Consider the following 19,458-nt stretch of genomic DNA (forward strand, 5'->3'; position numbering starts at 1 on the left):
ACACCACCCCGGGGGGCGGACCCCCGGGGAGGCCAAACGCCACAACCCGCGCATCAAGGAGGGGAGGGAATTTCTGGCCCACGGGTCTGGGGGGGGGGGGGGGGGGATCATCGGACGCTACAGCTACAGCGTCAGCGGCGATCTGCAGACCTATTCAGACGGTATTTCCGCCGGGTGCAAGCCGATCGGGGGCATGAGCCTCTCCGACGATCTCGCCATCGCGCGCCATTACGTGACCGGCGGGTTTGAGGTCGGGCATCTCGATCTCGGCGGGCTCGACGTGCCGCACATCGCCGATACGAGGGCGCAGTTTCTGCCGTTGCTGGAGCAATGGCAGCGCGCCGGGCTGGTAGTGATGGAGAGTGACGTGGCCAATCTCACCCTCGCAGGCCGCTTCTGGTACAGCAACCTGATCGCGGCATTCAACGACATCATCACCAGCACAGCGCCGGTTTCTCACGCGACGCATGGCGCGTCGCCACCGCACTTCACCCCCCGATCGAAAACAGGAGACTCCGCATGAACGACATGGTCCCAGTCCTAAACCGCGTCCGCGAGGAACTGGCGGAGAAGCCGGACGGCGTGCTCGAGGCTGTGGCCTCCGCGCATGGCCTGTCGCTTCAACGTGTCGTCGAATGTCTTCCCGCCGGAATGGGAAAGCGCATCGCGGGCGCGCATTTCATCGATGTCATGCAAGATATCGCTGGCTGGGGCGACATCACCTTCATCGTCCATACCAAGGATGCCATCGTCGAATATGAAGGTCCGCTGCCCGGCGGTACGGTAGGCCACGGGTTCTATAATCTCAAGGGCGGCAACGGGCTGAGCGGGCATTTGCGTGCCGGCAACTGCCATGCGATCGTGTTTTTGCGCAGGCCGTTCATGGGGGTCGAGACGATGTCGGTTCAGTTCTTCAATGCCGACGGAGAGGCGATGTTTAAGATTTTTGTCGGGCGCGACAAGGAGCGCAAGCTCAAGGCCGACCAAGTCGAGCGGTTCACGGCGCTCGCAGCCAAATTCGGTTCGGACGGCGAGGCGTGAGATGCGTCCGATCCTGATTTTCGGCGCCAGTCGCGGAGTCGGGCTGGTGCTGGCCCGGCTCATGCAGCAGCACGACGTGCCGGTTACGGCCATGCTGCGTCCGGCGACGGCGAACGACTATCTGGCGTCCATGGGTGCTCACATCGTGCGCGGGGATGCGTTGTCGAAAAAGGACGTTGCCGGTGCCTTCGCGGGTATCCCAACCGGGTGCGATGTCGTTTCGACGCTCAGCGGGCGGGCGCCGGACGGCACCTATGTCGATGAAACCGGCAACATCAACGTCATCGACGCCGCCGTGGCTCACGGTGTCCACCGCTTCGTGCTGGTCACGTCGATCGGTTGCGGCGACATGGCGCCGTATCGCTCCGAGCGTGCCATCGCGGCATTCGGCGCCGCAGTCGATGCCAAGACGCGGGCCGAAGACTACTTGCGGCGCGTCATGCCTGCGGCGACCATCATCCGTCCCGGCGGGCTGCGGTCGGACCCGGGAACGGGCCGGGGTATTCTGAGCCGCGATCCGGAGATGCATGGTTTCATCAACCGCGACGACGTCGCCGAGCTCATCGTTCGCGTCCTGGGCGATCCGGCCACGATCGGGCAGGCTTTTGCAGCCGTTGACGCCGAAACGGCCCAGACGGTCAATCCGATCCGTCCTTTCGAGCTGCGGCCTGCGATACCGGTCGTCTCGTAGGGCGATACTCGACGTGAGGCGGAATCGCATTTCAATAATGCATGCTTCGCCGCTTAAGCTTTTATTATCTGTAAACTAATGTTCCGGTAACTTCAGCATACGGACGACTGATCGGATCGATCAGGGCATGAAGCCGCCTCGTTCCGCTCCGGCTTGTCCGGGATGATCTGAACTGCTTTCCAGTTTTCTCATATACGAGCGTTCGACGTCCTGTCGGCGCGTATCGTTTGCACGTGTTTTGACCACCGCCGGCTGTGTGATAACGCGCGGCCCAGATTATATCCGGAGATGGACACCACCATGTTTTTGAAATGGACCCGCCAGGCAGAACCCGAGCAAACAAAACAGGTGCATGTCGAAGCTCCCATCATAGATCCTGCAGAAGCGGAGCGAATCAAGGATCTGGAAGCGAAAGTCGCCGCCATGAACCGTTCGCAGGCCGTCATCGAGTTCAATCTCGACGGCACTGTGATCCAGGCCAACGCTAACTTTCTGTCGGTCCTGGGGTATTCGGCGGAAGAGGTCGCTGGGCGTCATCACCGCATGTTCGTCGAGCGCGATTATGCAAGGAGCGATGAATATCGCCAGTTCTGGGACCGGCTCAATCGCGGCGAGTTCGTCGCCGAAAAATTCCGCCGTATTGCCAAGAGTGGCAAGGATGTCTGGATCCAGGCGTCCTACAACCCGATGATCGATGCCAACGGCAAGGTTTACAAGTTCGTCAAGTTTGCGACCGACATTACCGCCGCCGAAGAAGAGCGGGCGCGTAACGAGCAAGATCGCGAAGCGCTTGCCGCGCGACAGAACCAGGTTGTCGACGCGCTCGGAGAGGGGTTGCGCAAGCTTACGGAAGGCAAGCTGACATTCCGCATCAGCGATGCCTTCTCGGAAGAGTATGAGCAACTTCGTAGCGACTTCAATGTCGCGATGGGCAAGCTTCAGGATGCTCTGAAGGGCATCAACGTCAACGCCAATGCGGTCCGTTCCGGCGCGGCCGAGTTGGCCGGTGGGTCGGATGATCTCTCCCGGCGGACGGAACAGCAGGCCGCCTCTCTGGAGGAAACCGCTGCCGCGCTCAACGAGATCACAACCACCGTCGGCAAGACCGCGGACAGCTCCAAGCAGGCCAGCGCGACCGTTACCACGGCGCGATCGGAGGCCGAGCACAGCGGCGAAATCGTGCGTCAGGCCGTAACCGCCATGCAGCAGATAGAGGCGTCATCGCGAAAGGTTTCGCAGATCATCGGCGTCATTGATGAGATAGCTTTCCAAACCAACCTTCTCGCCTTGAACGCCGGCGTCGAAGCGGCACGCGCGGGCGACGCCGGTCGCGGTTTTGCCGTCGTGGCGAGTGAAGTGCGCGCCCTGGCGCAGCGCTCGGCGGAAGCTGCGAAGGAGATCAAGGGGCTCATCTCAACCAGCTCGCATCAGGTTGAAACGGGGGCAAAGCTGGTGAGCGAGACGGGCGACGCCTTGAACCGCATCGTTATGCGTGTGAACGAGATCAGCGATCTGGTGCGGCACATTGCGAGCGGTGCCGAGGAGCAGGCGACCAGCCTGAGCGAAATCAACAAGGCCATCGCCCAGATGGACGAAGGCACACAGCAGAACGCGGCGATGGTCGAGGAGAGCACGGCCGCCGTTCATGCCTTGTCGGCGGAAGCCGATACGATGGCTAGCCTGATGTCCAACTTCGACATCGGCGAGGGAGATGCGCTGCGAAAAGACCTTGAACGGGCGGCGCCGCATGCCTTCCGGAGCGCGCCCAAAGCTCCTGCCGCGAGGGGGGCTGCACGGCCGCAGCTGGCCTCGTCTCGGTCTGCTGCCAAATCAGCTGCTTCGGGGCGCAAGGTCGTCAATGGCGCCGATGATGGTTGGACGGAATTCTAGAAATCGCGCGCATAAAGCCCGAGGGTTCTGGCGCGAGCCTCGACCCTCGAATCTCACCCAAGGGATGAAATCATGACGACAAGCTTGAAATCCGACGGGGCTCAGGGCCGCGAACTGATTGCGTTTCGACTGGGCCAGCAGGAATTCTGTCTCGACGTGATGAACGTTCGCGAAATCCGTGGCTGGACGCCCGTCACGCAGCTTCCGCATGCTCCGAGCTATATGCTGGGCGTTATCAATTTGCGCGGAACGGTCCTGCCGATCATCGATCTTTCCGCGAGGATGGGATTTCCGCCGGCAGAGCCGTCGACGCGCCATGCCATCATGGTCGTGGAGATGGGAAAGCAGGCGATCGGATTTCTCGTTGATGCCGTGTCGGAAATCTTCAGCGGCAAGGACGACGATATTCAGCCGACGCCGGATGTCGCGTCTGCGACAACACGAAGCCTGATCCAAGGTGTCATCGCGGGCGAAGGCCGGATGATCAGTGTTCTGTCGCTCGACAAGATTGCAGCAACGTCGGAAGTGCTGGCAGCGTAACACAAGGGCTTAACGATCGAGGCGATGCGGGGCGACGTTCCGCACCGCTTGAACTGTGTTGCCGACTGCGCGACGCGTATCAATAGCGATGGAAAATTTCGAGCTCGTGGGTCGTTGCGAACGCATCCAGTCGCTGACCCTGATGCGGGAAGGCCTTCTCGTCCCAATCGATCCGCCATTCCTGAAACTCTTCATTGAAGTGAGCTTCGGGAAATTCCTTCAGGAGCAGCTCGGTCAGCCTGCCCTCCTTGGGCAATGCAAACGCATGACTTGGAGGTTTGTCGAAATGGCGAGCCTCCGTGGCATGATGCATGCGAGTTCTCCGAGAAAAGCGCTGATTAAGGGATTTGGGAATCGCCGGGCGGGTTCGTCAGGACTCAGCACTTGTCGACGTGGACTACGGATGCGCCGTTGTCGTGAAAAAACGCTTCGAGGCGTGCATTGGATTCGGCGTATGCGCCCTTCTTCCAGACCATGCGCCATTCGCGAGCGGACTCGTCGAATGCGGCTGTCGGGAAGGCCTTTTGAAATTGCTCCGCGAGTTCGCCGTCGCGGGGCATCGCGATGGAATGCAGTTCGCACATCTTGGTCAGGGTTACGTGCTTCTCGCTGACGTCTGTCATCGCGTTTTAAAATCCTTATCCCTATCGTCATAAGATGGGTCTAGCCCGGCTCATGGAGAGCGCATCGCCAATGCCAGCGTTCGATGCAACGCCAAGGTTGTGAACGCCTATTCATAGCCTAACGACTACATTGGATTTTTGCAGCGTTCAAAAGCGCGCACCATGAGCCAAATCAAACTGAAAAATGCCGGCCCTGCTGCTGCGCCGCAGCAACGTGACCGGCACCCCGAATATCTCTCTTATAATGCGGCGGCACAGGGAGAAGGCGGACGCTAGTCTTCCTTCGTTCCGGTCTCCTGAATGCCTTGCTCGTTACCGTAATACTTGTACGGCAGGAACTTGCCCGACATCGATATTTGCACGCGATCGCCTTTGGCGTGCGGCTGGCGTTCGATGCTCATGTCGAAATCAATCGCCGACATGATGCCGTCGCCGAATTCTCCCTCGATCAAGGCTTTCCAGGCCGGTCCGTTGATCATGACGAGTTCGTAGAACCGATAGATCAGAGGGTCGGTCGGGGGCATTTGCGCGCCGCGATTTGGGACCTCATTGAGTAGGCGCTCTTCACTTTCCGACAAGCCGAAAAGGTTAGCTGCTTTCTTTGCCAGAGGCTTGATGAGCTTCTGCTGTCCGAGCAATGCGCCGACAACAAGGACAGGCGAAATACCGCCGATCGCATCGGTGATGTGCTTCCAGCTCCAGCCTTTCGCACGCTTGATATCAAGAATCTTCTCGGTCAATTGATCGCGACGCATGATGCTCTCCAAGATGGTGATGAGGCGGCAAGCGTTGCCGCTCGCCGCCGATTGTCATGTTGGGCTTGACGTTCTAGCGCTTGAATTTCGCGGCTTCTTCCGAGCCGCCCGTCGCGTTGCCGGCGCTGTAAGAATGCGCGCCGACGCCCGCAAGCTTGCCGCCCTGGACGATCAGGTATTCGTTGCGGATCGGCTTTTTCGCGAAGTAGCACTCGAGGATTTCGCGCGTGCCGGCCGCATAGCGAGCCTGCGCCGAAAGCGACGTGCCCGAGATGTGCGGGGTCATGCCATGATGGGGCATCGTCCGCCACGGGTGGTCCTGCGGAGCCGGCTGCGGGAACCAGACGTCGCCGCCGTATCCTGCAAGCTGGCCGCTTTCGAGCGCGCGCACGATCGCGTCGCGATCGCAGAGCTTGCCGCGTGCGGTGTTGACCAGATAGGCACCGCGCTTGAAGTTCTTCAGCGTCTTCTCGTTGATCATGTGCTCGGTTTCAGGATGCAGCGGGCAGTTGAGCGTCACCACATCGCAAACCTTCGTCAGGCTTTCGAGGCTCGTGTGATGAGTGAGGTTCAGCTCTTTCTCGACGGCTTCCGGCAAACGGTAGCGATCGAGATAATGCAGGTGAACGTCATGCGGCTTCAGCAGGCGCAGAACGCGAAGACCGATGCGGCCGGCGGCGACGGTGCCGACATGCATGCCTTCGAGATCGTAAGAGCGCGTTACGCAGTCGGCAATATTCCAGCCGCCCTTGATCACCCAGTTGTAGGATGGGATGTAGTTGCGGACGAGCGCCAGCATCGTCATCACGACATGTTCGGCGACGCTGTTGCTGTTGCAGTAGGTGACTTCGGCGACCGTGACGCCGCGATCCATCGCGGCCTGGAGATCGGTGTGATCCGATCCGATGCCGGCCGTCACGATCATCTTCAGCTTCGGCGCCTTGGCGATGCGTTCAGCCGTCATGTAAGCCGGCCAGAACGGCTGCGAAATGACGATCTCGGCGTCGTGCAGTTCCTGGTCGAGCTTGGAATTCGCGCCGTCCTTGTCGGATGTCACGACGAGCGTGTGGCCATTGCTTTCCAGATATTTGCGCAGGCCGAGTTCGCCCGAGACGCTGCCGAGCATTTCGCCTGGTTTGAAATCGATCGCCGACGGCGTCGGCGTCGTCTGGCCGTCGGGGTATTTGGTGATGTTGGGAATATCGTCCCGGGCATAGGACTTCGGGTGTCCGGTAACCGGATCATCGTAGAGCACACAAACGACTTTTGCCATTTTCATTTCCTTCATGGATTGAGCCATGAGGAAGCGCGCCCGCACTCGCGTGCAGGAGGACGACGGATCGGATGAGGGGCTAAAGTGCGGATCGACCGCGGCCGATCGGCTAAGCTGCTCCTCGCGCTTCCTCACCTCGACGGCGTGGCAATGTCTCCTGCCGTTGTCGCGCGTTAAGGTCAGTGGACTGTCGCGGCGTGCGACAGGATCGTCAAACAAATGGATTTTGTCGTTTGATCGATGGCATCGATCAGAACGCGATTATGGCCGCGTTTACGTTGTTACCATTGCGGCGTCGTCAAAATTCAAACGCGTTGCGCATTGCATGAGGGCGTGGGCGAGCGGTGTCATCGGATCGCGATCGGACGTGACGAGGCCGATGTACTGGCCATGTACCGGCTCAACGAGTTCGATCAATTTCAGCTCTTTGCATTCGGCGAACAGATACGAAAACGTATGCGGGATGATGCTCGACCATACGCCGCTGGTTACATAGGAACATACGGCGAGAAATGAATTTGTCGTTACCGTCGGGGTGAGCTTAAGGCCGACTGAACGCGCGATATTATTGAGCACGCGTCTGTTCTGCATGCCCTCGTGGAGCAGGCACAGATTTTCGTTCGATGCGTCGTGCCAGGTAATGTGGGGAAGTTTCGCGAACGGTCCGTGGGCGCTGGTCACGAACATATATTTCTCTTTATAGAGCTGGCGTTTGCGGACGTTCACCAGAGGCTCGTTGTCGAGATAGGTCAAGCCGGCGTCGAGTTCGAACTTGTCGAGGCCGCTCTGGATTTCGATCGATGTCATGGAGTTGACGTCGACGCAAACGTGCGGGTGGCGGGCGCAGAATGCGGCGGTCAGTCTCGCGAGGGCGGGTATCGCTGCGGGAATGACGCCGAGGCGCAACGTCCCTTTTAGTCCCTCGCGCAGTCCTTCGACATCCTGTTTCAGGCTTTCATAGTCGATGATGATCTGGGCTGCCCATTCGACGACGCGCTCACCTTCGGGGGTGAGGCCCATGAAACGCGGTTCACGGATCACAAGGCGCATATCGAGTTCGCGCTCGAGCGCCTTCAATCCGGCCGAAAGCGTCGACTGGGTGACGTTGCATTTCTCAGCGGCGCGCGCGAAGTGCTTTTCGCGTTCCAGCGTCACCAGGTAAGTCAATTGACGAACAAACATAGTGCGATCGGGCTTTCAGAGCACATGTTCAACGCATCAGTGAAATAGCAATGCGGATATATCGATCTTCAAGTCAAATTTATTCATAAAACTTCCCGCAGCCACTGTTGGCGCCGGATTTAGAACGTTTCGCAATTCTATTTGTGTTCCTACGATAGGTCTCTTACGCCATCGTTACAATGGACGGCTGCAGTTGCCCGACCGCATCTTGGAGGGAGCGTCTGCTGCCTTGATCAAGGCCCAACGCCTCAAACGTCCGCTCGAGGTATTGGAGAAAGACCCTCCAATCGCTCGCCGTGATCGGCAGATGCGCGTGAGCGCTTACCATATCGCGCCCGGCGTATCGCGTCGGGCCTCCAAGCTCTGAACACAGATACTGGATGAGAAGTTTCTCTTCCTGACGAATTCCGACGATGCTGCGATCGGACCAGAACCGTCCGACCTGCGGATCGGCTTGCATCCGGCCAAGAAGATCACGAGCCAACGCGGTGATCGTTGCGCGTCCTCCGATCCGCAAATACAGCGAGTCTGGCGCGGGGCGCTGGATATCCAAAGCCCGGAGGCGTGAGGCCAGCGTCGATGGGTTCATGCGCAGCAGATCGGCGGCGCCGCCTTTGCCGGATACGCGCCATTTCGCGACTTCCAGCGCAGCGATGAGATTATTGCGCTCGAACGCCAGAACTTCGTCGGCGGTCACGTAATCGCCATCCACCGTCTCGGTCGGCGCGCGCGGAAGCGCGGCGGCTCTCGGTTTCGGGGCAGGCGGCAACACGGCGTCCAGATCCGCGCTGCCAAGTATAATGGCGCGTTCGAGCACGTTGCGAAGCTCGCGAATATTGCCGGGCCAATCGTACGCGCAGAGCTGCCGCACTTGCTGTTTCGAAAGACGCGGCGGCTTGCGCCGCAAACGGCCCGCGATCTCGGCCAGAAAGTGATCCGCGAGCATCCCGATGTCGTCGGCGCGCTCACGAAGGGGCGGCACCTCGATCGGAAACGTGCTCAGCCGGTAGTAGAGATCCGGCCGGAACCTACCCGAAGCCGCATCATCGGCCAGGCAGCGATTGGTCGCCGCGATGACACGGACATCGACCTGCCGAGTCTGATCGTCGCCGACGCGTTCGAACGACATTTGCTGCAGCGCGCGCAGAAGTTTTCCCTGCAGCTCGGGCGGGATCTCGCCGACCTCATCGAGGAGGAGTGTTCCTTGATGCGCGGTTTCAAGACGGCCCTTCCGGTCACGCGTCGCGCCGCTGAAGGCGCCTCGCACATGTCCGAAGAATTCGCTTTCGAACAAGTCTCTCGGGACGGCCGCGCAGTTCACCACGACAAGGGGCTGGCGCGCGCGCCGGCTACGCTCGTGAATGCGCCGGGCGATCAGTTCCTTGCCGACGCCCGACTCTCCCAGGATGAGAACGGTGGCATCGGTGAGGGCGACCGCGTCCGCGCGCTCCACGCATTGCCGGAGGCTTCGGCTTTGCCCGATGATATTCGACGCGCCGGTATCGATCATTGTGAAAATTCGCGAGCGGTTGCGATTTCTCACGATAGCGCGGTTGTGACATTTCGCAAATGAGTTCGTCGCGAATTTTGGAGATGCCGTAACCCTATCATAGCGCAGAGAGATTTGCGTCTGGGCTAGGGTGGCACGCAAAATGCTCTTTCTTTTAGACAAAGGACACTTAGGGAGAGACATCGCATGATCAAAGCATCGGTTTTTCTGTCAGCGCTGTTCCTGGCCGCGCAGTCCGTCAGCGCGGCCGAGATCGGTTCGAACGTGCAGCCGCTGTCCTTCGGCAAGGACCAGACGATTGTCGATATCGGCAAGGCCGTTTGGGGCCCGCTTAAGGTTGAGGGACTGCCGGAAGGGGGCGAAATCGCGGTGCTCCGGGGCGACCTTTCGAAGGGCGATGCTGAGGTTCTGCTGCGATTTCCACCGGGATATGTCGTTCCCAATCACAGTCACACATCGGATGAAGTCTATCTCTGGCTCAGCGGGGCATTCACGCTCGTCGCGCATGATGGGACGAGGACGGCCTTCAATGGACCCGCCTACATCAGCTTTCCGGGTAATGCGCCGCCGCACGGCCTCGAGTGCGGCGCGGCCGCTCCGTGCGTGCTCTATCTGAAGTATTCCCGGCCGTTCGACATCCAGTATTTTCCTGAGCCGCCGCCGAAACGATAATTCGTGCGTCGGTCTTCTTGACGGAGACGCAAACGAAAGGGAAGGGCGATGGGACTTGGAAACGCGCCTTACCGCGTCGGGGTGCTTGCCGTCTTGGCAACGGCGATCGCCCCGATCGAGACGCACGGCACGGGTTTGAATCATGTCCTGCAGCCGGGCAGCTATCAGGTTGACGTGATTGCCGAAGATCCCGCGACCGGAGCACAGCGAACCGTCCGGCAGGTCGAGCGCTGCCTCGAAGTACCGGCGATCGTCAATCACGAGGTCTTCGCCATCCTGAGCGATATGCCGGCGTCAGCGTGCCCCAAATACGAGGTCTGCGCCGGCGAAACTCGAACCGGTTTCATCGCGCAATGCGCCTCGGCCGATCCATCGAGGGCCGTGGGCATGTTCGCCCTCGAGCCCACGGCGTTTCGCGGCCGCATCGAGGTCAAGGACGCGGCCGGAAAGGTGACGAACGTCGAAATCCAGTATGGGCAACGGATGGGGGCCTGCCGCGCGCCCGGAGCGCCGTAATCAACGGGAAATGGGTGCTCTGACGTCGAAAAATGCGTCTGCCGCGTCTCCACTGGCATGGGAGGCGTTCCCAAGCTCTCGCTAACCCCACGGCGTGTTACCGCATTGCCAGCAGGGCAGGTATGTTGGCCTATCGTGGCGCAGCATGGTGACAATTGCGTCACGGCGTGCTCATCCTCAAATCTCCGCTCAACAATACGGAATTCGACATGCCTCCCTATCGTTCACGCACGACGACGCACGGCCGGAACATGGCGGGGGCGCGCGGACTATGGCGCGCGACCGGCATGAAAGATGCGGATTTCGGCAAGCCGATCATCGCGGTGGTGAACTCATTCACGCAATTCGTTCCGGGGCATGTGCATCTCAAGGACCTTGGCCAGCTCGTCGCTCGTGAGATCGAGCGGGCGGGCGGCGTCGCGAAGGAATTCAACACCATCGCGGTCGACGACGGCATCGCGATGGGCCACGACGGGATGCTCTATTCCCTTCCCTCGCGGGAGCTGATCGCGGACAGCGTCGAGTACATGGTCAACGCGCACTGCGCCGATGCGATGGTGTGCATTTCCAACTGCGATAAGATCACGCCCGGCATGCTGATGGCGTCGCTTCGCGTCAACATTCCGACGGTCTTCGTTTCCGGCGGTCCGATGGAAGCGGGCAAGGTCGTGCTCGGCGGCAAGGAGCATGCGCTCGATCTGGTCGACGCCATGGTCGCTGCGGCCGACGACAATGTCTCGGATGAAGACGTCAAAACGATCGAACGAGCGGCGTGCCCGACGTGCGGGTCGTGCTCGGGCATGTTCACGGCGAATTCGATGAATTGCCTAACCGAGGCGCTAGGGCTTGCGTTGCCCGGCAACGGCTCGACACTTGCGACACATGCGGATCGCAAGCGTCTGTTCGTTGAAGCGGGGCACCTCATCGTCGATCTCGCGCGCCGCTATTACGAACAAAACGACGAAAGCGCGCTGCCGAGGTCGATCGCCAGCTTCGCGGCGTTCGAGAACGCGATGACGCTGGATATCGCGATGGGCGGATCGACGAATACGGTGCTGCATCTTCTGGCGGCGGCGCACGAAGCCGAGATTCCGTTCACCATGCAGGACATCGATCGGCTGTCGCGGCGCGTGCCGTGCCTCTGCAAGGTTGCCCCGGCGAAGTCGGACGTTCACATGGAAGACGTGCACCGGGCCGGAGGCATCATGGCCATCCTTGGCGAGTTGGACCGGGCCAGCCTGATCAATACCGAGCTTCCGACCGTTCATTCGGGAAGTCTGGGCGAAGCCTTGGCGCGCTGGGACATCAAGCAGACCAACGGCGAAACGGCTTATAAATTCTACAGCGCGGCACCGGGCGGCGTGCCGTCGCAAGTCGCATTCAGCCAGGATCGCCGCTATTCGGAACTCGATCTCGATCGCGAGAAGGGCGTGATCCGCGATAAAGCGCACGCATTTTCGCAGGACGGCGGGCTGGCCGTTCTTTACGGAAACCTCGCCGACGACGGCTGCATCGTGAAGACCGCCGGCGTGGACGACAGCCTGCTGACGTTCTCTGGCCGCGCGCGCATTTTCGACAGCCAGGACGCGGCGGTTTCCAGCATCCTCGGTGGTGACATCAAGCCGGGCGATGTCGTCGTCATCCGCTATGAAGGGCCGCGCGGTGGTCCGGGCATGCAGGAAATGCTTTATCCGACGAGCTATCTCAAATCGAAGGGTCTCGGCAAATCGTGCGCGCTCGTCACCGATGGCCGCTTCTCGGGGGGATCGTCGGGGCTGTCGATCGGGCACGTCTCGCCGGAAGCGGCGGAAGGCGGCGCGATCGCGCTGATCCGCGATGGAGACGTGATCGATATCGACATTCCCAATCGGAAAATACAACTTCGGATCGACGACAAGGAACTTGGCGAGCGGCGCGCGAAGCAGGCGGCGATTGGCTGGCAACCGGCCGTGCCGCGCAAGAGGCAGGTTTCGAAGGCGCTTCGGGCTTATGCCGCGATGGCGACGAGCGCCGCAAACGGCGCGGTTCGGAAGGTCTGACATCCGGATTTTGATCTAGAGCCTCTCCGATTTGATGGAATCGCGGAAAGGCTCTAGCCCTTTGTTTTGTCGTGCTTCCTGCGTCCGGCGCGGCCGTTGTCGCGCGCTGCGCCGGAGCTTGGCGGCGGCTACTGGCCGGCCATCACGAAGCAATCGACACCTTTGCGGCGAAGCTCGGTGCAGGTCGAGGCGGCGCGACCGGCGTCGAAACCGGCGAAACGCGCGCGGAAAATCTGGCGGCCGTTCGCCGTTGCCGGTTGCGTCACGGACGGAACGCCGGCGAGTAGCTTTTTGGCGCGATCCTGTACGGAGTTGAGGGCGCGCTGAGCCTCGGCGATCGACCCATAAGCGCCGATCTGCACCTCGTAGCCGCCGGCCGCGGCGCTGACCCGCGTGACTTGCCGCTGCTCGTATTGTGCCTGAGCGGGCGCCGCCTGCGGTCGTCCGGTCAACGCCCAGGCCTGCGCGTTGAGCGTCGAAGGCTGTAGCCCGCGTTGGCGGGGCTCGGCACTCTGCGCGGAGCGAAGGGCGGACGGTGGTGGCGCGGGAGCAGGCTCGATCTCGGCCACCGGCGCGGACGTCGCCGCAAAGGCGGCCGGTTGCGTGATTGGTTGCGCGACTGGCCGTGCGATTGGCCTTGCGGTGGCTTGCGCGCTGGGCCTCGCGGCGGGTCGTGCGATCGGTTCGGGCTCGGTCGATGCCCTGTCCGACGCATCTAGCAGTTCCGCGCGCTGGCCGAGGCGCTCGGCAGCGGCGAGAAACCCGGCGTCGGCATTGTGATCGGCATTTGCCGTTTGCACGACGCCAGCCTCTGGCGGTTCGCCGTTGTCCTGGTCTGAATTCTGGCCTGAATCCCGGCCTGAGTTCCGGTCTGAAGCTTGGCCCGAATCCTGGCCCGAATCCTGGGCAGTGTCCTGCATGTCCGTTGTCTCATCCGCGGCTGGCGTGGCAGGTTTTGTGGCAAGCGGAACGTGTTTGACCTTGAAGATCTGGATCGGCGTTTCGCGGCTTCGGGCCTCCGCGACGCGCTGGGCTGGTTTTGCAGGGAGCCGCTCCGGTTCGGCGGCCGCCACCTCGGGAACTTTCGGCGCGCGAGACGCCGCCCGCGATGCGGCCTTCGGCGAGCCCTTGAGCTTCGCGATCAGCATCGGCTTTCGCGTTTTCGCCGTCGAGGCGCGCGTGAACGCTTTCGTCAACAGAACGCGCATCTCCGCGTTCCGCGCAGCTGCCGTCGATCCGCCGAACACGACGCCGACGAGATGGCGGCCGCCGCGATGCACCGACGTGACGAGATTGAAGCCCGAGGCGCGGGTGTAGCCGGTCTTGATGCCGTCGACGCCCTGGAACGTGTTGAGCATCGTGTTGTGGTTGCGGTACGACTTGCCGCGATACGTAAACGTGCGCGTCGCGAAGACCTGATAATGGGCCGGAAAATCGTCCATCAGGTGCAGCGCGAGGATCGCCATGTCGTGCGCGGTGGAGACGTGATCGTCGTCCGGCAGGCCCGATGGATTTTCGAAATTCGTCTTCGTCATGCCGATGTCGCGGGCGCGGGTGTTCATCAGCCGGACGAAGTTGGCTTCCGTGCCGCCAATTTTTTCGGCGAGCGCCACGGCGATGTCGTTGGCCGACTTTGTGACGATCGCCTTGATGCCGTCGGCAACGGAAATCTGTGCGCCGGGTTTGAGATCGAGCTTGGACGGAGCGGCGCCTGCGGCGCGCTCGGAGATCGTGATCATGTCCGACATTTTCAGGCGGCCGCTCTCAATGAGCTCGAACGTCAGGTAGAGCGTCATCATCTTGGTGAGGGAAGCCGGATGGCGAACGGCGTCGCCGTCGTCGTTGTGGAGGATCGCCCCGGAATTCACGTCGAGGACGAACGCGGCGTGTCGTTGCACGGCCGCCGCCGCGCGCACCGGAAAAGCTCCGGCCAACGCCAGGAAAAGGAGCGCAAACGCAAACGCCCGTCGGAACACGACGCTAATCCCTCTGACCGCCCGATGGAGGCGGGTCGCTTGACTACCTGCTGCGCCGCGGGTTTGCCAAATTCGGCTCCCGCGGGTTTGCCCGCCCCGATTTTAGAGGAGAGCACTGTTTTTAGGCACCTTTTGGGCGTAAAAGCACCGGCCCGCGCCTTAAAGATGCTTATAGACTGTAGCCTGGAGGGACTGCGGTAACGTTAAAAACCGCGGTAAATATTGGGTAATTGTGCGTTTCAGATCGGGACGGCGTGAATTGTGTCGACAGCGGGAGGCGCGCAACGCCGCCCGCAGGATTTAGAAGCTTTCAACTCTGTCGTGGGGATTTATCTGGCCGTCAGCACCCGGCCGTTCGGCGTCGACAAATTGGGTGCGTCGATGATGCCAGCATAGAGCCGGACCCAAGCAGAAAATTTTTCGAAATGCGGATCTACACCTACATTGCCCATTCTGTTTTTTGCCGGGGCCATGCTTATATTGTGATCCTATCAGATGTGGGCGCGTTCTATTGGATATTTGGCGAAACGCATTGGTGGCCGTCTGGGCCCGGGTCTGGGCAGTGGAGCGTAGCTTTTCTGCCTCGCCCGTGTCCGCATTGACCGCTAGTTTCCGGAGGACAGAAGGATTCGGGACTGCCTTGAGGCGGGAGATGACGACGAGAAAATTGCCTATTGCTGCGCTGGTCAGGCTGGCGGGAAACAACGATCCGCCGAATGGCCCTGGTCGCGAAGATCGCGAGGGCGATTCCAAGACCGGCATTGTCACCAAGACCCGGCCGAAAACGAAGAAGCCGAGCCTGTACAAGGTTCTCCTTCTCAATGACGACTTCACGCCGATGGAGTTCGTCGTTCTTATTCTGCAGCGGTTCTTCAACAAAGGACAGGAAGACGCGACGCGCATCATGCTTCACGTTCACCACAAAGGCGTCGGTATCTGCGGCGTCTACACGTATGAGGTTGCCGAGACCAAGGTGACGCAGGTCATGGACTTTTCGCGGCAACATGGCCACCCTCTACAGTGCACTATGGAGAAAGAGTAGGACTCGATTGACATCGCTCTCCAAAAATCTCGAAGCTTCGTTGCACCGCGCGGTGCAATACGCGAATGTGCGCCATCACGAATTCGCGACGCTTGAGCACCTGTTGCTGGCGCTCGTCGACGACCGCGATGCGGCGGCTGTCATGCGCGCCTGCTCGGTCGATCTCGAGCAGTTGCGTGCGCGGTTGATCGAATACCTCGATACCGAACTCAAGCCGATCGTTTCGAAGTCGGCGCGCGATGCGCATCCGACGAACTCGTTCCAACGTGTCGTGCAGCGCGCGATCGTTCACGTGCAGACATCGGGCCGTGAGGAAGTGACGGGCGCCAACGTGCTCGTCGGCATTTTCTCCGAGCGGGAAAGCCACGCCGCTTATTTCCTGCAGGAACAGGAAATGACGCGGTTCGACGCCGTTCAATATATCGCCCATGGCATCGCGAAGCGTCCGGGCATGTTCGAGCCGCGCACGGTTCGCGGCGTCGACGAGGATGTGGCCGCGACCGAGGGTGAAGAGCGAAAGCCAGGCGACGCGTTGAACACGTACTGCGTGAACCTCAACAAGAAGGCGCGCGACGGCAAGATCGATCCTTTGATCGGCCGTGAGCAGGAAGTCATGCGCACGGTGCAGGTGCTCTGCCGTCGTCAGAAGAACAACCCGTTGTTCGTCGGCGACCCGGGCGTCGGCAAGACGGCTATCGCCGAAGGCTTGGCGCGCAAGATCGTTGGCGGTCAGGTTCCCGACGTGCTCAAGGGCGCGACGATCTTCGCGCTCGACATGGGTGCGTTGCTGGCAGGCACGCGCTATCGCGGCGATTTCGAGGAACGCCTCAAAGCCGTGATGAAGGAAGTCGAAGCCTTTCCGGGCGCGGTGCTGTTCATCGACGAAATCCACACGGTCATCGGCGCCGGCGCGACGTCGGGCGGCGCGATGGATGCGTCGAACCTGCTGAAGCCAGCGCTGCAGTCGGGCACGCTTCGCTGCATAGGCTCGACAACCTACAAGGAATATCGCCAGCACTTCGAAAAGGACCGTGCTCTCGTTCGTCGCTTCCAGAAGATCGACGTGAAGGAGCCGACTATCGAAGACGCGATCGAGATCCTCAAGGGTCTGAAGACCGTGTTCGAAGATTATCACAAGGTCAAATACACGAACGAAGCGATCAAGGCGGCGGTCGATCTTTCGGCCAAGTACATCCACGACCGCAAACTGCCCGACAAGGCGATCGACGTGATCGACGAGACGGGCGCGTCGCAGATGTTGTTGCCGGAAGGCAAGCGCAAGCGGAAGATTACGACCAAGGAGATCGAGGCGACTGTCGCGGTGATGGCGCGTATCCCGCCGAAGACGGTCACCAAGAGCGATGCGCAAGTCATTGCTCATATCGATCGCGATCTGAAGCGGCTGGTGTTCGGGCAGGACAAGGCGATCGAGGCTCTGTCGAGCGCGATCAAGCTGGCGCGCGCGGGTCTTCGCGAACCGGAGAAGCCGATCGGCTGCTACCTGTTCTCAGGCCCGACCGGCGTCGGCAAGACCGAGGTCGCGAAGCAGCTCGCCAACCTGATGGGCGTCGAGCTGTTGCGCTTCGACATGTCGGAATACATGGAGAAGCACACGGTTTCGCGCTTGATCGGTGCGCCTCCGGGCTATGTCGGCTTCGATCAGGGCGGGCTGCTCACCGATGGCGTCGATCAGCATCCGCATTGCGTGCTGCTGCTCGACGAAATCGAGAAGGCGCATCCCGATCTGTTCAACATCCTGCTGCAGGTGATGGATCACGGCAAGCTGACGGACCACAACGGCAAGTCGGTCGACTTCCGCAACGTCATTCTGATCATGACGACGAATGCGGGTGCTTCCGACATGGCGCGGCCGCCGATGGGCTTCAATCGCCAGAAGCGTGAGGGTGAAGATACGGAAGCGGTGACGAAGCTGTTCACGCCTGAGTTCCGCAACCGTCTTGACGCCATCGTGCCGTTCTCGGGCCTGCCGCCGGAGATCATCGCGCAGGTTGTCGAGAAGTTCATCTTCCAGCTCGAAGCCCAGCTGGCGGATCGCAGCGTTTCGATCGAACTGTCGGATGAGGCGACGCGCTGGCTGGCGGAGAAAGGCTACGACGAGAAGTTCGGCGCCCGGCCGCTGGCACGCGTCATTCAGGAGTACATCAAGAAGCCGCTGGCGGAAGAGCTGCTGTTCGGCAAGCTCGAGAACGGCGGTACGGTGAAGGTGCTCGTGAAGGGCAAGGGACAAGATCGCGAACTGGCGCTTGAAATCCTGCCGCTCGACCCGTCGAAGCGGGTCAGGTCGCCCGAGGACGAGGAGACGGACGACGATGGTCCGCAGCCCGTGCTCGCCGAGGCAACGCCGAAGAAAGCGCTGCCCGGTCCGAAAGAGAGGGGCGACAAGCCGAAAGAGTCCGGCGCGGTGCCGAGCGTGCCGCGCAAAAAGAAAGAAGAGTAGTTGCGCGGATCAAAGCGCAACAGGGATTGAGGAAGAGCGCGGTCCGGCCGCGCTCTTTTTCTTTTGTTGGCTTTTCAGTCGACCAGAAGCGGCGTCTTTCCAAAGATCGTCGCATCGTCGAGATGCTTGACCAGAAAGTCCGCGACGTCGGCGCGCGAGATGAATCCGCCGCGCCAATCCTTTGGTTCGTTCAGGATTTTGTAGCGTCTAGTCGCAGGTCTGTTTGTCAGTCCGCCCGGTCTTGCGATCGTCCAGTCGAGGCCGCTTTTCACGACGAAATCTTCGGCGATATCCTTGTCGTTATAGGCCCGCTGCAGGATGAGCGGAAAAACGAGGTTGTCATAAAGGAAGTTGATGCGGCCGCGACTGTTGCCGGCGCCGGCCCCCGTCACCATCAAAAGTCGGCGGACTCCCGCGTCTTGCATGGCGTCGACGAGCGCGCGCGTCGAATCCGAAAACAATGTCGTTCCGAAGAGCAGTTCGGACGGGCTGGCGGTTCCGACGGTGTAGATCACGGCGTCGACGCCTTGCACGGCCGCCGCGACTTCGCCGCGATTGCAGGCGTCGCCCGTGATCTTCGTCAGGTTGGGATCGGCGATGTCGATCGATGGTGCGGAACGTGCGAAGGCGCGCACCTTGTGCCCGGCAGCGAGGGCAGCCTTCACGGTTTCCAATCCGATGCCGCGGCTCGCGCCGATTACAAGGATCAAGGCCATAAGCGTCAACTCCCGTTCCACCGGATTTGTCGAGCGTATCAGAGCAAAGTCCTGAAGCCGAGCGGGGTTCCCTCGCTAGGCCGCGAGAGCCGCCTTCAGTTTCTCGGCATTGGCGGCGAGGATCGCGTTGTCTTCCATGTTGCGGGCATGCGTATTGAGCGGCTGGCCCTCGTAACGAGGAATGATGTGGACGTGCAGGTGAAAGACCGTTTGCCCGCCTGCGGTTTCATTGAATTGCGCGATGCTGACGCCGTCGGCATTGAAGGCCGATTTCGCGGCGACCGCAACTTTCTGCACGAGTGGAATGATTTTCGCGAGAACGGCCGGGTCGGCGTCCAGCAGATTGCGTGACGCCGACTTCGGCAGGACCAGCGCATGCCCCGGCGATTGCGGCATCACATCCATGAAGACGATCGCGTCCGCGTCCTCGTAGACCTTGTGGCACGGGATTTCGCCGCGCAGGATCTTCGCGAAAATGTTGTTCGTGTCATAGGACATGATGAGGCTCGCTTGCGCTGGCTTTCGCACGCCCGG

The 19,458-nt window shown here is 60.9% G+C and carries 18 protein-coding genes and 1 pseudogene; 10 read left to right on the forward strand and 9 right to left on the reverse strand.

The features are described 5' to 3' along the window. From WC026_RS10800 to WC026_RS10820, 5 genes and pseudogenes are all read left to right on the forward strand, one after another. A pseudogene (locus tag WC026_RS10800) lies at positions 1-523 on the forward strand (hypothetical protein); the annotation flags it as partial. Next, entirely contained in the window at positions 520-1,041 is a 522-nt protein-coding gene (gene hutX, locus WC026_RS10805) for a heme utilization cystosolic carrier protein HutX (RefSeq protein ID WP_372710949.1), read from the forward strand. The pseudogene WC026_RS10800 and the gene hutX, both read left to right, overlap by 4 nt. A 1-nt stretch (position 1,042) precedes the next feature. After that, positions 1,043-1,732 (forward strand): SDR family oxidoreductase, encoded by a 690-nt coding sequence (locus tag WC026_RS10810; protein ID WP_372710950.1) that lies wholly within the window; start codon positions 1,043-1,045, stop codon positions 1,730-1,732. Positions 1,733-2,032: 300 nt separating this feature from the next. Next, complete coding sequence (locus WC026_RS10815) at positions 2,033-3,622, forward strand: methyl-accepting chemotaxis protein (RefSeq protein ID WP_372710951.1); 1,590 nt, start codon at positions 2,033-2,035, stop codon at positions 3,620-3,622. A gap of 72 nt (positions 3,623-3,694) precedes the next feature. Further along, positions 3,695-4,162 carry a chemotaxis protein CheW gene (locus WC026_RS10820; RefSeq protein WP_372710952.1) on the forward strand — a complete coding sequence of 156 codons (468 nt, stop codon included), beginning with the start codon at positions 3,695-3,697 and terminating at the stop codon, positions 4,160-4,162. A 79-nt stretch (positions 4,163-4,241) separates the two neighbouring features. Here WC026_RS10820 and WC026_RS10825 read toward each other — a convergent pair whose 3' ends face one another. The 6 genes from WC026_RS10825 to WC026_RS10850 form a co-directional block, all read right to left on the reverse strand. Continuing rightward, the gene (locus WC026_RS10825; RefSeq protein WP_372710953.1) at positions 4,242-4,475 is read right to left on the reverse strand and encodes a hypothetical protein; all 234 of its coding nucleotides are present in this window, start codon (positions 4,473-4,475) and stop codon (positions 4,242-4,244) included. A 64-nt stretch (positions 4,476-4,539) separates the two neighbouring features. After that, a complete protein-coding gene (locus WC026_RS10830) occupies positions 4,540-4,785 on the reverse strand; it encodes a hypothetical protein (RefSeq protein WP_372710954.1) in 246 nt (81 codons plus the stop codon). Positions 4,786-5,057: 272 nt separating this feature from the next. After that, positions 5,058-5,540 carry a cyanase gene (cynS, locus tag WC026_RS10835; RefSeq protein WP_372710955.1) on the reverse strand — a complete coding sequence of 161 codons (483 nt, stop codon included), beginning with the start codon at positions 5,538-5,540 and terminating at the stop codon, positions 5,058-5,060. 73 nt (positions 5,541-5,613) lie between these two features. After that, on the reverse strand, positions 5,614-6,813 hold the full coding sequence (locus tag WC026_RS10840) for an NAD-dependent formate dehydrogenase (RefSeq protein WP_372710956.1): 1,200 nt from the start codon (positions 6,811-6,813) through the stop codon (positions 5,614-5,616). 273 nt (positions 6,814-7,086) lie between these two features. After that, on the reverse strand, positions 7,087-7,995 hold the full coding sequence (locus WC026_RS10845; RefSeq protein ID WP_372710957.1) for a LysR family transcriptional regulator: 909 nt from the start codon (positions 7,993-7,995) through the stop codon (positions 7,087-7,089). 163 nt (positions 7,996-8,158) lie between these two features. After that, positions 8,159-9,505 carry a sigma 54-interacting transcriptional regulator gene (locus WC026_RS10850; protein ID WP_372710958.1) on the reverse strand — a complete coding sequence of 449 codons (1,347 nt, stop codon included), beginning with the start codon at positions 9,503-9,505 and terminating at the stop codon, positions 8,159-8,161. A 186-nt stretch (positions 9,506-9,691) separates the two neighbouring features. Between WC026_RS10850 and WC026_RS10855 the strand changes: the two genes are divergently transcribed. The 3 genes from WC026_RS10855 to ilvD all read left to right on the forward strand — a co-directional run bounded on the left by WC026_RS10855 (position 9,692) and on the right by ilvD (position 12,732). After that, positions 9,692-10,177 (forward strand): cupin domain-containing protein, encoded by a 486-nt coding sequence (locus WC026_RS10855; RefSeq protein ID WP_372710959.1) that lies wholly within the window; start codon positions 9,692-9,694, stop codon positions 10,175-10,177. A 48-nt stretch (positions 10,178-10,225) separates the two neighbouring features. Beyond that, a complete protein-coding gene (locus tag WC026_RS10860) occupies positions 10,226-10,693 on the forward strand; it encodes a hypothetical protein (RefSeq protein WP_372710960.1) in 468 nt (155 codons plus the stop codon). A 209-nt stretch (positions 10,694-10,902) separates the two neighbouring features. Then, positions 10,903-12,732: a dihydroxy-acid dehydratase gene (gene ilvD, locus WC026_RS10865; RefSeq protein ID WP_372710961.1), complete on the forward strand. Its 1,830-nt coding sequence runs from the start codon at positions 10,903-10,905 to the stop codon at positions 12,730-12,732. Between the two features lie 128 nt (positions 12,733-12,860). Here ilvD and WC026_RS10870 read toward each other — a convergent pair whose 3' ends face one another. After that, entirely contained in the window at positions 12,861-14,708 is a 1,848-nt protein-coding gene (locus WC026_RS10870) for a serine hydrolase (protein ID WP_372710962.1), read from the reverse strand. Between the two features lie 652 nt (positions 14,709-15,360). Between WC026_RS10870 and clpS the strand changes: the two genes are divergently transcribed. Both clpS and clpA read left to right on the forward strand, forming a co-directional pair. After that, positions 15,361-15,750 (forward strand): ATP-dependent Clp protease adapter ClpS, encoded by a 390-nt coding sequence (gene clpS, locus WC026_RS10875; RefSeq protein ID WP_372710963.1) that lies wholly within the window; start codon positions 15,361-15,363, stop codon positions 15,748-15,750. 7 nt (positions 15,751-15,757) lie between these two features. Further along, entirely contained in the window at positions 15,758-18,208 is a 2,451-nt protein-coding gene (clpA, locus tag WC026_RS10880) for an ATP-dependent Clp protease ATP-binding subunit ClpA (protein ID WP_372710964.1), read from the forward strand. Between the two features lie 74 nt (positions 18,209-18,282). Here the strand turns inward: clpA and WC026_RS10885 are convergent, their stop codons facing one another. Beyond that, positions 18,283-18,924, reverse strand: coding sequence for an NAD(P)-dependent oxidoreductase (locus tag WC026_RS10885; RefSeq protein WP_372710966.1), 642 nt, complete (start codon positions 18,922-18,924; stop codon positions 18,283-18,285). Between the two features lie 75 nt (positions 18,925-18,999). After that, entirely contained in the window at positions 19,000-19,422 is a 423-nt protein-coding gene (locus WC026_RS10890; protein ID WP_372710967.1) for an HIT family protein, read from the reverse strand. Positions 19,423-19,458: the final 36 nt, after the last annotated feature.

The organism is Hyphomicrobium sp., assembly GCF_041674905.1.
GTDB lineage: Bacteria > Pseudomonadota > Alphaproteobacteria > Rhizobiales > Hyphomicrobiaceae > Hyphomicrobium_B.